This is a genomic window from Lentimicrobiaceae bacterium, from assembly GCA_023227965.1.
GTDB lineage: Bacteria > Bacteroidota > Bacteroidia > Bacteroidales > JALOCA01 > JALOCA01.
Genome location: JALOCA010000010.1, coordinates 20,202 through 33,287 on the forward strand (window position 1 = coordinate 20,202; position 13,086 = coordinate 33,287).

Here is a 13,086-nt window from a genome sequence, read left to right on the forward strand (position 1 = left end):
GAATAAAATTTTTTTAATAAAACATGCCCGATACTTCCCTACTTAGTTTTGTGGACTATTGCCAAACGTATATAAAGGGCGATGAAAAGGGCGAAGCCCAGATTTTTTTAGATCATTTTTTTACGGCATTGGGTTATTCCGAAGGATTAAAAGGCGCAGGAGCCGATTGCGAATTTAGGATTAAAGATGGGAAAAAAGGCAGTACCAGTTTTGCCGATTTAGTATGGAAACCCATTGTACTGATTGAAATGAAAAAACGGGACGAAAAGCTTGATTTGCATTACCAGCAGGCTTTTACTTACTGGACACAGCTTGTTCCAAACCGTCCACAATACGTTATTTTGTGCAACTTCGATGAATTCTGGATTTACGACCTCAATCGCCAGATTTACGATCCACTGGAAATAGTGCCCCTTTCCAAACTACCCGACATGAAAGATGCTTTTGCTTTCATGCTTCCAAAACCGGCTACTCCTCTTTTCGGAAAAAATAAGGACGACGTTACGGAAAATGTAGCTTATTTATTGACCGATGTATTTAAAACGCTTAGAAAACGGTATAATCAGGAAGATGCTTTACGCTATTGCCTGCAACTAATCCTTACCCTTTTTGCTGAGGATGTAAACCTTTTACCATCCAATATTTTTTCACGCATTTTGCAGGAGTTGCAGAATGAAATTAATGATGGTCTTAATCCAGTTGAAAAATCGTATGATTTAATCAGCGGGTTATTCCGCGAAATGAATATCTCGGGTGTTACTGCCAGCGGCAGATATAAAGGAGTCGAATATTTTAACGGAGGGCTGTTCGAGAACATTTATTCCATCGAATTAACGCCAAATGAAATAGGACTGGTAAGCGCTGCTGCTTCTAAAAACTGGCATAAAGTAAATCCAGCTATCTTCGGATCCATTTTTGAAAAAGCCCTTAATGATACCGAACGACATAAGCTGGGTGCGCATTATACCCATGAGTTGGATATTAAAAAAATTGTTGACCCGGTAATTGTGCAGCCTTGGACAAGAAAGATTGATCAGGCACAATCACTTGACGATTATTATATTTTACTTAACGAACTTGTTGATTTTAAAATTTTGGATGCTGCCTGCGGAAGTGGTAATTTCCTGTTTGTTGCCTTTAAGGAAATGAAACTGATAGAACGCAAGCTTCTTTTTCTTGTCAGAAAACACTCTGTTAACAAAGGCGACGGCCAGCGGCTGGCGGACTTCCTGCGTGAATACCCTTATGTAAATACACGGCAATTTTACGGTATAGATATAAAACCCCTTGCTGTGGAGCTTGCCAAAGTTACCCTGATGATAGCCAAAGAACTTTCGTGGGCAGAAAACAGGGAGGACTATGACCAAAAGTTTAAACCCCTGCCTTTGGATAATCTCGATCAAAACATTATCTGCGAAGATGCCCTGCTCAATGCCGATGGCAGTCCCAGAGAATGGCAACAGGCTGACGTCATCATCGGCAACCCTCCTTACCAGAGCAAGAATAAAATGCAACAGGAGTTCGGAGTAGAATATATTAACCGTTTGCGGGCAGCTTATCCCGGAGTTCCGGGCAGGGCAGACTTTTGTGTGTATTGGTTTTACAAAGCACACCAGCATCTGAAACCCGGATGTTATGCCGGTTTGGTAGGTACCAATACTATCCGCCAAAATTATAGCCGCGAAGGCAGCCTTGATTACATAGTTAACAACGGGGGAACTATTTTTAATGCCGTAAGCAGCGAAAAATGGAGTGGCGAAGCCGCCGTGTTTGTAAGTATCGTCAACTGGAAAAAGGGAGAATACGAAGGAGAAAAAACGTTATATTACCTTGATGAAAAAGACACATTGCAAAGTCTCAGGCAAAGCCGTATCAACAGTAGCCTGAGCCTGAAAACCGATGTTTCTTCTGCCAGGGTGCTGCAATGTAATCGCACTCCCAAACGGGTGTTTCAGGGACAAACCCACGGACACGAAGGATTCCTGCTCAGCAAAGCCGAAGCATTGCAACTGCTGAAACAGCATCCGGAATATGCTGAAATATTGAAGCCTTTTCTGATAGGCGACGAATTAGTTTCCAACCCGGGTTCCCAGCCTGGCAGGTTTGTGATTGATTTTACTTATAAAAACCAAATAGAAGCATCAAAATATCATAAACTTTACCAAATACTTGAAGAAAAAGTTTTACCCGATGTTGAAAAGAAAGCAAAGGATGAAGAAGCCGGTATAACCAAACCAAATGGCAGAGTGGCACAATTAGGCATTTGGTGGAAAATGTGGCGCAGAAGAGAAGATATGTTGCAGTCTGTTTCTAGACTAAATCGGTATATTTCGTGTTCAAGAGTTACATTAAGACCAATATTTTCTTTTATTGATTCGGAAATAAGACCAAATGATGCCTTAATGGTATTTGTTTACGACGACTATTTTAGCTTTGGAATAATCCAATCAAAACATCATTGGGAATGGTATAATGAAAAATGTTCTACTCTTGGAAATCAATATAGATATACTGCCAATTCTATTTGGGATACTTTTCCTTTTCCCCAGCATCCCACAGAAAAACAGGTGGAGAAAGTGGCAGAGGCGGCACGTAATCTGTATCAGGAACGTAGCCGGACATTGAAGGATTACAACATGAGCCTTCGCGACTTGTACCGCCTGCTGGAAAAGCCCGGCAAAAATCCCATCAAAGACCTTCACCGGATGTTAGACGAAGCCGTAACCGAAGCTTATGGGTTCAATCCGCAACACGATATGCTGGAACAATTGCTTACCCTTAACCTGGAAGTTGCCACCAGGGAAGCCAACGGAGAACAGGTACAATCCCCCGGTTTGCCGGAATGGATTACAGACAAAGGAAAATTTGTAGATGAGGAATGCGTGAGGTTTAAAGGGTAAAACTAAAATAAATAATCATGTATATAGCTTATTTTGACGAAACAGGCGATGATGGATATCCCGTGTATTCGTCCGAGTTATTTATTCTTACCAGCTTATACATGCATAGTAGCAATTGGAAAGAAAATTATTACCGCATTTATGAATTCCGTAAAGAATTAAAGGCTAATTATGGTTTTCCGATAAAAGAAGAATTTCATGCAAAAGAATTTATTACCGATAAAGACCCTTATCATGGCAAATATACTGCTAATATACGCAAAGAAATAATATTCCGCTTTTTTCAGTTTATTCCTTCATTAGATATAAAGATTATTTCCGTAGCAATTGATAAACAAAAAATACAACGTCCGGAATATAATGTGCTGAAGAAAGCTTTAACATATAACGTACAAAGGATAGAAAACGACTTAATCAAAACACAGGAAAAATTTCTGATTATAACTGATGAAGGAAGAGTAAGCGCCATGCGTAATATTACTCGTTCTATACAGAAGATAAATTATATACCTACTGGTGATGGCTCAGGAAGTTACCGGAAAGAAATCAAATGTTTGATAGAAGACCCTTTACCAAAACCATCCAATGAATCGTTTTTCATTCAGTTGGTAGATTTATTTTCTTTTATAATCAATTTGTATGTGAAACAAAACTTATGCGTTCCTAAATTACAATGGGGGAAAAGGATACTTAATGTTTTAGATTATGGTAACGAAATAACATTACTAGATTTAATCAGGGGAAAATTAAATACTAAAGCAAGTAAGAGTAATGAATATGGAATTGTCTATTACCCAAAATGACAGAAACCGCCCTTAAGAAGCGGTTTCTGTATAAATTTTTAGAACCACCAGCTACAATCCATTCGGATTTTTACTAGTTCGATACAAAGGTACAAAAAAAATTGATTCCATCAATAGAAATAATAAATTTATTAACGAAACACTGTTAATAACCAAAAAGTATTTGGTTTAACATAAAATCTTTTGTTCTTATGGTTCAAAATAAAATTTATCATTTTGCACAGCCCCGGTTTGCCGGAATGGATTACAGACAAAGGAAAATTTGTAGATGAGGAATGCGTTAGGGTTGAAGGGTGAGGAGCGGCAAGCAGTATAGACTTAAAAAAGAAACGGCAGGGGAAAAACCCTTGCCGTCAAACCGGAGGTACTATCTCCGGCGCTGTTAAGGATACAAGGTTAATTTTTATTTTTTAAAATAATATTTTCCATTCACCTTATTTGTATTTTTTTTGTAACTTTATATCCTCAAAACTCATACGTTATGAAACGTATCATTTTACTCACGGTTTTATTTTTTTAGTACATCTTCCTCTTTGCAATGGGAAGAATAACCGTGCTCCGGTATTTCATAACTCCAAATCCTAGCTACCAGCCCAGATTATAAAAACCTTATGCGTGTTTTTACACCAATGCAATATGTAAAGCTTCCGACATACTTTTCAGTTCGCCATACAGTTTGCGGAACTGCTCGTGGCTGAGCTGTTGCGATGCATCGCTAAGGGCTACTTTGGGGTCGGGATGCACTTCTATCAGCAATCCGCTTACGTTCATGGCAAGGCAGGCTTTGGCAAGATCGGGAACACCGTAGGCATACCCCATGGCATGCGAGGGGTCTAAAATCACAGGCAGATTTGTATTGTATTTCAGGTAGGCTGCGCCGCACAGGTCGAGGGTAAAGCGGGTTTTGGTTTCGAAGGTGCGAATGCCTCGTTCGCAAAGCATCACGTTTTCGTTGCCACCGCTTAAGATAAATTCAGCCATCTGGACGAGTTCCTGTAACGTTGTGCCGAAGCCGCGTTTCAGCAATACCGGTTTACTGCTTTTGCCGCATTTGCGCAAAATTCCGTGGTCGTACATTGATTTGGCACCGATTTGTACGATGTCGGCATAGGCTATCACGTCGTCGGCATGGGTTGAGTCTCTTACTTCGGTAATAATGTAGAAGCCGTATTTCTGCCGCATTTTATCAAGCAGTTTTAATCCTTCTAATCCTAATCCCTGGAATGAATAGGGAGAGGTGCGAGGTTTGTAGGCTCCGGCGCGAAGCACTTTTGTCCCCAGTTCAAGTAAAAGTTCTGCAGTTTGTTCCATCTGTTTTTCCGACTCCACCGAACAGGGACCCGCCATCATCACACAGGAATCGGGTGCACCGAACGTGATATTGCCAACTTTCACAATACGTTTTTCAGCAAGGTATTTTGTTCCGGCAAGTTGAATATCCGTATCGGTAATTACCTGTTTGGTAATATATTTATCAATGCTTCTGTCGGTTTCTTTTGTTGCCGAAGGTGTTATCAGCACGTACGTTTCGGGTTTTTCGTAGTGTACAGCCTGGTGATGGGTAATAAAATCTTTTAGTAAGCTTTCAGGGATGTTTTTTGCAACGTGAATGATCATATTTATAATTCTCCTTTAATTAAGTTGTGGAAAGAAACGGCGCCCATCAGTTGATGGTTATGGTTTATTACCGGCACAAAATTTACGTTATGCGATTGCCGGCTTACTTTTTCGAGCATATCTTTCACATTTTCGTTGTCATAAATATAAAATGGGTTACGATTGATAAAATCTATCTTTTTCAGTTCGTTAAAATCGCTGTAATGCCGGATGAGAGCCCTGCGGAGGTCGCCGTCGGTGATTAAGCCTTTCAGTTCGTTATTTCCATTTACGACGAGACAAAAGCCCATTTTCACCTCGCTTATGCGTACCAATACCTCAAGTAAGTCCAATTCGCTTTCCTTTACAATGGCTAATTCGTTGGTTTTTTTCATGAATGAACTTATCTTGTAGTGCATGCTGTCTCTGTCCGACTTCAGTTTCAGCAATGATTTACTCAGGTATTCCGATTTCAGCAGGTAAGAACCCGAAACGGCACAATACACTCCGAGGTTTCGCAATATGAATGAAATTTCCTCATTCACACCTCCGTCAACGTGGATTAATTTATCCGGAAATTTATCTTTGAACGCCCTTATTTTTTCAAAATTTCTTTCGTCGAAGTTGCCACCACTTTTCCCCGGAACAGTAGTCATAAGTAAAATATGTGAAAAAACGTCCTTGTAATGTTCAAAAACACTGATAGGAGTTTGTGTCATGATTGCTAAACCCCAGTTTGTATAATGATTATTACCCGGCGTAAACGGACGAAGAAGGTTTTCATATTGTACGGTAACCGATTCAACAGAAAGTTCTTTTATCCCTTCGATGTATTTTTCAGGTTCGGGCGAAATGATGTGTAGGTCAATGGGTGTAGCACTTATTTTCCTTATTTTACGGATATCGTCAAAAACACTGAGGTCGTCGTTGCTATCAATATGAAAAAAATCAATGTTCAGCTTATCGAGTTTCTTAACCGAATCCACCAGTTTTTCGCGGGCAACGGAGTATAAAGAAGCAGATATTTTCATTTGTTATTAATCGTTAATTTATTGGTTACATAGCTTGTCCCGATAGCCCAGGGGAATATCCATAAAATATCATTCTCGGTTGGTATAGGCATAGCCCTTATGGACATTTCATTTATAAAGAATAGATCATCCCGGAAACAGAGCATAGCGGGCATGTAATAAAAGGACAAAAGTACGTAAATTGTTTTGTTTGCCGAAAAACCGGATGCAACCAATGGAAAATAACAGGCAAACCACCCCTTGCTTAATGATGTATTTCCGTTTTGGGCAGCAGGAGTGGTTGTAAAATAAGGCTAATTTACAAAGTTACCATTTACAATATCATAAGCATCCTGGGCAATAACCAATTCTTCATTGGTAGGGATAATTACAACTTTCACCTTTGCATCGGGTGGAGAAATGAGGGCGTCTTCACCACGCAATTCCTTGTTGATAGATTTGTCAACCTTAATTCCCATAAAATCGAGACCATCCAGCACTTCGGCACGGGTAACCCAGTCGTTTTCGCCCACACCTCCGGTAAAAACAACAACATCCACACCCTTCATTGCAGCTGCATAGGCTCCAATGTATTTGCGGATGCGATAACGATACATCTTCAGTGCAATTTCAGCCCTTACATTGCCTTCTCCGGCAGCGGCTTCCACGTCGCGCATATCACTCGAAACGCCTGAAATACCAAGAATCCCGCTATGTTTGTTGATAAGAGTATTCGCGGTGGCAATATCTATCTCTTCTTTATTGATAATATGAAACAGGGCACCTATATCGAGATCGCCACTGCGGGTGCCCATTATCAGTCCTTCTATAGGGGTCATCCCCATGGAAGTATCAAACGATTTGCCATTCTGGATGGCAGCAATGGAGGCACCATTACCCAAATGGCAGGTGATAATACGTTGTTTGTTTATGTCGAGGTTAAGAAATTCGCAGGCGCGTTTTGAAACGAATTTATGGCTTGAACCATGGAAGCCGTAGCGGCGGATTTTGTATTTTTCATAGAGTGAATAAGGAATTCCATATAAATACACGAAATCGGGCATGGTTTGATGAAAAGCGGTATCGAAAACACCTACCTGGGGAACCTGGGGTAAGAGTTTGGTTATTGCATAAATTCCTTCCAGGTTAGGAGGGTTATGCAAAGGAGCCAAATCAATACATTCTTCCAATGCTTCCACAACGGCATTAGTAATATTAACACTGCCGCCAAATTTTTCGCCGGCATGAACCACGCGATGCCCTACGGCATCAATTTCATTCAGGCTTTTTATGCATCCGTATTTTTCGCTGGTAAGAATTCCCAGTAAATATTCAATGCCCGTTTGATGGTCGAGAATCTCTCCTTCGAGTTTTACTTCTTTACCATCGTTTCTGCTATGTTTTATTGATGACCCTTTCAGCCCGACTTTATCAACAAGACCTTTTACAAGCACTTTCCGCGAAGGCATATCGAAAAGCTGGTATTTAATGGATGAACTTCCGCAATTTAAAACTATAATTTTCATTGTTATATATTTTTTGTCAAGGTATTAATTAAATTCTGTGCAAGTAACGGTTTGTCCGATGGCTTTTCCGCCTTCGTAATTATAAAACCCCTTGCCTACGCGGCGTCCTACCTGGTTGGCACGTACTAAACGTTTGATGATAGGGGAAGCTTTAAACTGTTTTTCACCGAATTCGGCATAGAGGTTGTCCATCCATTTCAACAGTTTATCCAGCCCGATACGATCTGCCATTTCGAGGGGTCCGAATTGCAGACCAAATCCTAATTTCATTGTTTCATCAATGGCTTCCACCGAGCCGACTCCTTCCATCAGGATTTCGCAAGCTTCATTGATAAGTGTAACGATGAGTCTTGTGCTGATATTACCGGGAGATTCGTTGATATTGATCACCTTTTTCCCTATCATCCGTGCAAATTTATTTACCATTTCATAGGCTTCATCGCAAGTTTGCACTCCTTTTACCACTTCAACAATTTTCACCTTGGAAGCAGGGGCAAGAAAATGCAACCCTACGGCTCTTTCGGGATGTTTGAGTACAGAAGCCAGGTCGGAAATGGTAAGTGTAGAAGTGTTTGAGGTAATAACGGTATTTTCTTTTACTTCTTCTTCCAGTTTTTGGAAAATCTCTTTCCGGATTTCGATGCTGGTCCCTTTTTTCTTGGAATCAATGGTTTCAATTACTATATCGCAGTCTTTCAGGTCGGAGTATGAAGTAGTTCCCTTGATACGGCTGAGGATGAGCTTTTTCTCACTGGCAGTAAGTCCCCATTTGTTTATCATTTTATCAAGATGGCAAGAGATGCTTTTTAAGGCTTCTTCCACTTTCCCCTGATTGATTTCAAGAAAAATTACGTCTATTCCTGACTGGCTTACCACCCGGGTAATTTCTTCCCCCATGGTTCCACATCCTATCACTCCTATTTTTTGAAGTGTCCCCTTATTCTGTATAGATTTGCTCAAGCTGAAATCCTCTAATACTTCTGGCATTTTATTTGATATTTAATTGTTTATAAAAGTTTGTTCCGTTTTTTTATTCAATAGCTGAACGTTCAAAATTAAAACATATTTCACCACAGCCATTAAAAAAAAAGAAGTTTTTTTCGAAGAATATATTTAGGCGGTATTTTAGTAATAAATTTGCAAACTAAATACCCACCGGATGGTAGCCGACAGTGTCACCTACGTTTATTTTAGCTCGGAAGTCAATGATAGTTCTGTAATACAGCTTGTCCCATTTTCGCCGGACTTGCCCTCTGCATTTTATGATTCGATAAAACAGCAAAGCGACAGTGTTTCCGTTAATTTTTCGACCCTCAATACCCATTTGTACGAAACGCCTCCAAAAGATTCTTTAATGCTGACAACGTCCCTGCTCTATCCACACTCCCTGCCAGTATTCCGGATAGCGCCGCATTACATCCAAAAAGAAAATACCGATTGGATTTGGGGTATATTCCTGCTTAATTTATTGCTCTTTACCTGGGGGCGTTTGTTTTACAGGAAACGGATTGCAATGATCTTTAAGGCTTTTTTTGCCCGCAGACTAATGAACCAGTTGGTTCGCGAGGGCGATCTGTTTAATGAGCGCATTGCCATTTCTCTCTCCTTGATTTTTATTACGTCAGTGTCTTTATTTATTTATTCTGGTTTTGGTGTTGCGGGCGTTACGTTTATTCGCTACGAAGGATTGGTGTTATTTGGAGAAATTTTAGCAGGTACTATTGGGTTTTTTGGGTTAAAACTATTATTTATCCGGCTTATAGGACATGTTTTTAAAAATTACAACCAGTCGCACGAATATCTCACTACCGAATTTTTGTTTTATTTGGTACTTGGTATGCTGATAACTCCCCTGATGCTGCTAATTTGTTATACAAAAACAGTTTATATTTATTATTTTGTAGCATTTTTTGTAGCATTTTGGTTTCTATATAAATTTCTACGCGGATTTTCCATTGGCTTATCCCATTCTAAGTTTTCTATTCTTTATTTATTTTTATATCTTTGCACCCTTGAAATTTTGCCTGCGTTAGTTCTGATTAAAATAGCGTTGATTTATTCTAATTAGAATATTACTAAATGATTACAACTAACATTTTTTGTACAACAACAGAAAAAAAATGGCTCAGAAAATAAAAAACATTCTTGTATCGCAACCCCAACCGGTAGATTTTGAAAAATCGCCCTATGGTGAACTCGCAAAAAAGTACAATCTTGTATTTGAATTCAATAAGTTTTTCAGGATAGAAGGAATTTGCTCAAGTGATTTCCGGAAAGAAAAAATTTATCTTCTCGAATACACAGCAGTAATTTTCAGCAGTAAAAATGCGGTGGATAACTATTTCAGACTTGCAAAAGAACTAAGGCTTGAAATTCCAGACGAAATGAAATATTTTTGTTTCAATGAGTCGGTAGCCTATTATCTGCAAAAATATATCCAGTTCCGTAAAAGGAAAATCTTTTTTGGTAAAGAGGACATTATGTCGTTGCTTGATATTATGAAAAAGCACAAAACCGAAAAATTTCTCTTTCCTTGTGCTGATAATCATAAAGATACACTTCCTGCTTTGCTTGATGAAGCAAAATTTGATTATTGCAAAGCTGTAATGTACAAAACCGTACCCAATGACTTATCGAATATTGATCTGAAGCAATATGATATGCTTGTTTTTTTCAGTCCTACCGGAATTCAGTCGTTACGGTTGAATTTTCCCGATTTTGAACAGGGAAACATCATTATTGCCGCCATGGGGTCAACAACTACACAAGCTGTTATTGATGCCAATCTTACACTAAATATCAGTGCGCCCACTAAAACATCTCCGTCCATCACTTCTGCCATTGATGAATATTTACAAAAAATAAATAAAAAGTAACTCTGGTATTTACTTTTATTTACCGGATTCTAAAATCCTTACCATTGTTAAGGACATGAAATGTACATTTACTAAAAAAGAAAAAGTATGCAATGAAAAAATTGCAGAAGACCTGTTTACACACGGAGCCACTTTTTCTGTTGCAAATTTCAGGATATTCTGGCAAATGGACACTCTTATTACCACCATCCCTGCACAAATTCTTATCAGTATTCCCAAAAAAAGGATGAAACATGCCACTGACCGGAACCATATGAAACGTCTTATTAAAGAAGCTTATAGGAAAAATAAACACTCATTTTATCAATTTCTTACAGAAAAAAATAAACAATGTGTTTTTGCACTTGTTTTTACAGGCAGGGAAAACATCAGTTATCCACAGGCAGAAGATACAATTTTGCTAATTTTACAACGTTTATACAGCGAATATGAAAAACTTGCTGGGTAACCTGTTTATTTTTATAATCCGGATATATCAAATGGTTATTTCGCCATACCTTATGCCTTCCTGCCGTTTTACCCCTTCATGTTCGGCATACAGCGCCGAAGCAATAAAAAAGCATGGAGCTTTTAGGGGAGGATGGCTTTCGCTGAAAAGAATTTTTCGATGCCACCCCTGGGGAGGAAGCGGCTATGATCCTGTACCTTAAAATATTGAAATTTATTTGCATGAAAACCATAAAAGAAAAAAGTCATCTGTTAGCACGAACCTCAATTCTGTTTCTGTTCGTTTTTATTTTTATACTACCAACTGTTGCCCAGAAAAAATCATCCAACAACTTCGAAGCATCAAAAAACATGGAGATTTTTACTACAATAATTAAAGAGCTGGAAACTAATTATGTTGATGAGATCAAACCCGGAGAACTTATTCCGATTGCCATAGAATCAATGCTTGAAGACCTTGATCCTTACACCAATTATATTCCCGAATCACAGATTGAAGATTACCAGTTTATGACTACCGGACAATACGGAGGCATAGGGGCATTAATTCATAAGAACAATGATTATGTGGTAGTTTCAGAGCCTTATGCAAATTTTCCGGCGAACAAAGCTGGTTTACAGGCAGGAGACATTATACTAGAAATCAACGGTAAGTCTGCAAAGGGGAAAACAGTAAATGAAGTGAGTGAAACTTTAAAAGGGCAACCCGGCACAGTTTGCGAAGTTCTTGTTGAAAGATATGGCGTATCGAAACCTGTAGTAAAAGCTGTTACCCGTGAAAAAATTACTATTGACAACGTTTCTTATTTTGGTTTGCTTGATGGCAATATAGGGTTTATCCGCCTGACGGGTTTTACACAGGATGCCTCGAAAGAAGTGGCATCAGCATTAGCCAAATTAAAAGAAAAAACCACCTTGAAAGGGCTAATTCTCGACCTGAGAAATAACGGGGGCGGACTTATGAATGAAGCCATTAACATAGTTAATCTTTTTGTTGATAAAGGCGAATTGGTAGTAAGCACCAAAGGAAAACTCGACGACAAAAACAAATCGTATCGTACACAATTTATGCCTATTGACAAAGAGATTCCCCTTGTAGTGCTGGTAAACAACAACAGCGCCTCTGCTTCCGAAATTGTTTCGGGTGCCATTCAGGATCTCGACCGCGGAGTAATAGTAGGACAGCGTACATTCGGCAAGGGTCTTGTACAAAATGTTGTTCCCCTGGCTTATAACACCCAAATGAAAGTTACCGTAGCCAAATACTATATTCCAAGTGGACGTTGCATACAGGCTATTGATTACTCACACAAAAACGGCAACGGGGCTTTTGAAAAAATACCTGATTCGCTTATCAATGCTTTTCAAACTAAAAATGGAAGAATGGTTTACGACGGAGGAGGGATTGAACCCGACGTTGTACTCGTCCCTGTTACATACAGCAATATAGCTTATACACTGGTAAATAAATTTCTCATATTCGACTATGCAACAAAATTTTTCAGCGAACATCCTGGCATACCTCCTGCTAAGGATTTCGAAATTACTGATGCCATTTTTGATGACTTTGTAAATTTTATTTTCGATAAAGATTATTCGTACTCTACCAAAACGGAAGAAACGCTCGACAAATTGAAAGCTGTAGCCGAAAAAGAAAAATACTACGAGGCGATTAAAGAAGAGTTTGAAGCATTAAAATCCAAGGTAAGCCACAATAAAAAAGACGAGTTACTTACCTATAAAAACGAAATTCAAACCCTGCTGAAAGCCGAAATTGCATCACGCTATTATTACCAAACCGGCAGAACCGAAGCATCATTGCCAACGGATACCGAGTTAGCTAAAGCAACAGAAATTATTAATGATACTACCCAGTACACCTCCCTGCTGAAAATCTCATCACCAAAGCCCGAAATCAGCAAGTAAAA

11 protein-coding genes are annotated in these 13,086 nt (G+C 39.1%); 7 read left to right on the forward strand and 4 right to left on the reverse strand.

The genetic code is table 11. The features are described 5' to 3' along the window. The first annotated feature begins 23 nt into the window (after positions 1 to 23). Together M0R21_05025 and M0R21_05030 are read left to right on the forward strand one after the other, a co-directional pair. Entirely contained in the window at positions 24 to 2,900 is a 2,877-nt protein-coding gene (locus M0R21_05025) for an N-6 DNA methylase (protein MCK9617179.1), read from the forward strand. A 17-nt stretch (positions 2,901 to 2,917) separates the two neighbouring features. Beyond that, complete coding sequence (locus tag M0R21_05030) at positions 2,918 to 3,703, forward strand: DUF3800 domain-containing protein (GenBank protein MCK9617180.1); 786 nt, start codon at positions 2,918 to 2,920, stop codon at positions 3,701 to 3,703. A gap of 621 nt (positions 3,704 to 4,324) precedes the next feature. Here the strand turns inward: M0R21_05030 and aroF are convergent. The 4 genes from aroF to M0R21_05050 all read right to left on the reverse strand — a co-directional run bounded on the left by aroF (position 4,325) and on the right by M0R21_05050 (position 8,822). Continuing rightward, on the reverse strand, positions 4,325 to 5,320 hold the full coding sequence (gene aroF / locus M0R21_05035) for a 3-deoxy-7-phosphoheptulonate synthase (GenBank protein MCK9617181.1): 996 nt from the start codon (positions 5,318 to 5,320) through the stop codon (positions 4,325 to 4,327). Between the two features lie 2 nt (positions 5,321 to 5,322). Further along, positions 5,323 to 6,330: a CBS domain-containing protein gene (locus tag M0R21_05040; protein MCK9617182.1), complete on the reverse strand. Its 1,008-nt coding sequence runs from the start codon at positions 6,328 to 6,330 to the stop codon at positions 5,323 to 5,325. Positions 6,331 to 6,623: 293 nt separating this feature from the next. Next, complete coding sequence (locus tag M0R21_05045; GenBank protein ID MCK9617183.1) at positions 6,624 to 7,835, reverse strand: acetate kinase; 1,212 nt, start codon at positions 7,833 to 7,835, stop codon at positions 6,624 to 6,626. Positions 7,836 to 7,859: 24 nt separating this feature from the next. Further along, positions 7,860 to 8,822: a 3-hydroxyacyl-CoA dehydrogenase NAD-binding domain-containing protein gene (locus M0R21_05050; protein ID MCK9617184.1), complete on the reverse strand. Its 963-nt coding sequence runs from the start codon at positions 8,820 to 8,822 to the stop codon at positions 7,860 to 7,862. A 172-nt stretch (positions 8,823 to 8,994) separates the two neighbouring features. Here M0R21_05050 and M0R21_05055 point away from each other — a divergent pair, with 172 nt between their 5' ends. Genes M0R21_05055 through M0R21_05075 form a run of 5 tightly spaced genes read left to right on the forward strand, consistent with a single transcriptional unit; the run spans position 8,995 to position 13,084 of the window. After that, the gene (locus M0R21_05055) at positions 8,995 to 9,903 is read left to right on the forward strand and encodes a DUF4271 domain-containing protein (GenBank protein MCK9617185.1); all 909 of its coding nucleotides are present in this window, start codon (positions 8,995 to 8,997) and stop codon (positions 9,901 to 9,903) included. Positions 9,904 to 9,955: 52 nt separating this feature from the next. Further along, positions 9,956 to 10,711, forward strand: a complete 756-nt coding sequence (locus M0R21_05060; protein MCK9617186.1) for a uroporphyrinogen-III synthase — start codon at positions 9,956 to 9,958, stop codon at positions 10,709 to 10,711. A gap of 55 nt (positions 10,712 to 10,766) precedes the next feature. Then, positions 10,767 to 11,159, forward strand: coding sequence for a ribonuclease P protein component (locus tag M0R21_05065; protein ID MCK9617187.1), 393 nt, complete (start codon positions 10,767 to 10,769; stop codon positions 11,157 to 11,159). Continuing rightward, positions 11,140 to 11,361, forward strand: coding sequence for a membrane protein insertion efficiency factor YidD (gene yidD, locus M0R21_05070; GenBank protein ID MCK9617188.1), 222 nt, complete (start codon positions 11,140 to 11,142; stop codon positions 11,359 to 11,361). Before M0R21_05065 ends, yidD begins: the two co-directional genes overlap by 20 nt. Positions 11,362 to 11,380: 19 nt before the next feature. Next, positions 11,381 to 13,084 carry a S41 family peptidase gene (locus tag M0R21_05075; protein ID MCK9617189.1) on the forward strand — a complete coding sequence of 568 codons (1,704 nt, stop codon included), beginning with the start codon at positions 11,381 to 11,383 and terminating at the stop codon, positions 13,082 to 13,084. Positions 13,085 to 13,086: the final 2 nt, after the last annotated feature.

What these genes read in the sequence shown, in the direction of transcription:
- M0R21_05060 (MCK9617186.1), top strand. Translation starts at nt 9,956, where the DNA reads ATGGCTCAGAAAATAAAAAACATTCTTGTATCGCAACCCCAACCGGTA.
- aroF (MCK9617181.1), bottom strand. Translation starts at nt 5,320, where the DNA reads ATGATCATTCACGTTGCAAAAAACATCCCTGAAAGCTTACTAAAAGAT.
- yidD (MCK9617188.1), top strand. Translation starts at nt 11,140, where the DNA reads ATGAAAAACTTGCTGGGTAACCTGTTTATTTTTATAATCCGGATATAT.
- M0R21_05045 (MCK9617183.1), bottom strand. Translation starts at nt 7,835, where the DNA reads ATGAAAATTATAGTTTTAAATTGCGGAAGTTCATCCATTAAATACCAG.
- M0R21_05075 (MCK9617189.1), top strand. Translation starts at nt 11,381, where the DNA reads ATGAAAACCATAAAAGAAAAAAGTCATCTGTTAGCACGAACCTCAATT.
- M0R21_05065 (MCK9617187.1), top strand. Translation starts at nt 10,767, where the DNA reads ATGAAATGTACATTTACTAAAAAAGAAAAAGTATGCAATGAAAAAATT.
- M0R21_05030 (MCK9617180.1), top strand. Translation starts at nt 2,918, where the DNA reads ATGTATATAGCTTATTTTGACGAAACAGGCGATGATGGATATCCCGTG.
- M0R21_05040 (MCK9617182.1), bottom strand. Translation starts at nt 6,330, where the DNA reads ATGAAAATATCTGCTTCTTTATACTCCGTTGCCCGCGAAAAACTGGTG.
- M0R21_05025 (MCK9617179.1), top strand. Translation starts at nt 24, where the DNA reads ATGCCCGATACTTCCCTACTTAGTTTTGTGGACTATTGCCAAACGTAT.
- M0R21_05055 (MCK9617185.1), top strand. Translation starts at nt 8,995, where the DNA reads ATGGTAGCCGACAGTGTCACCTACGTTTATTTTAGCTCGGAAGTCAAT.
- M0R21_05050 (MCK9617184.1), bottom strand. Translation starts at nt 8,822, where the DNA reads ATGCCAGAAGTATTAGAGGATTTCAGCTTGAGCAAATCTATACAGAAT.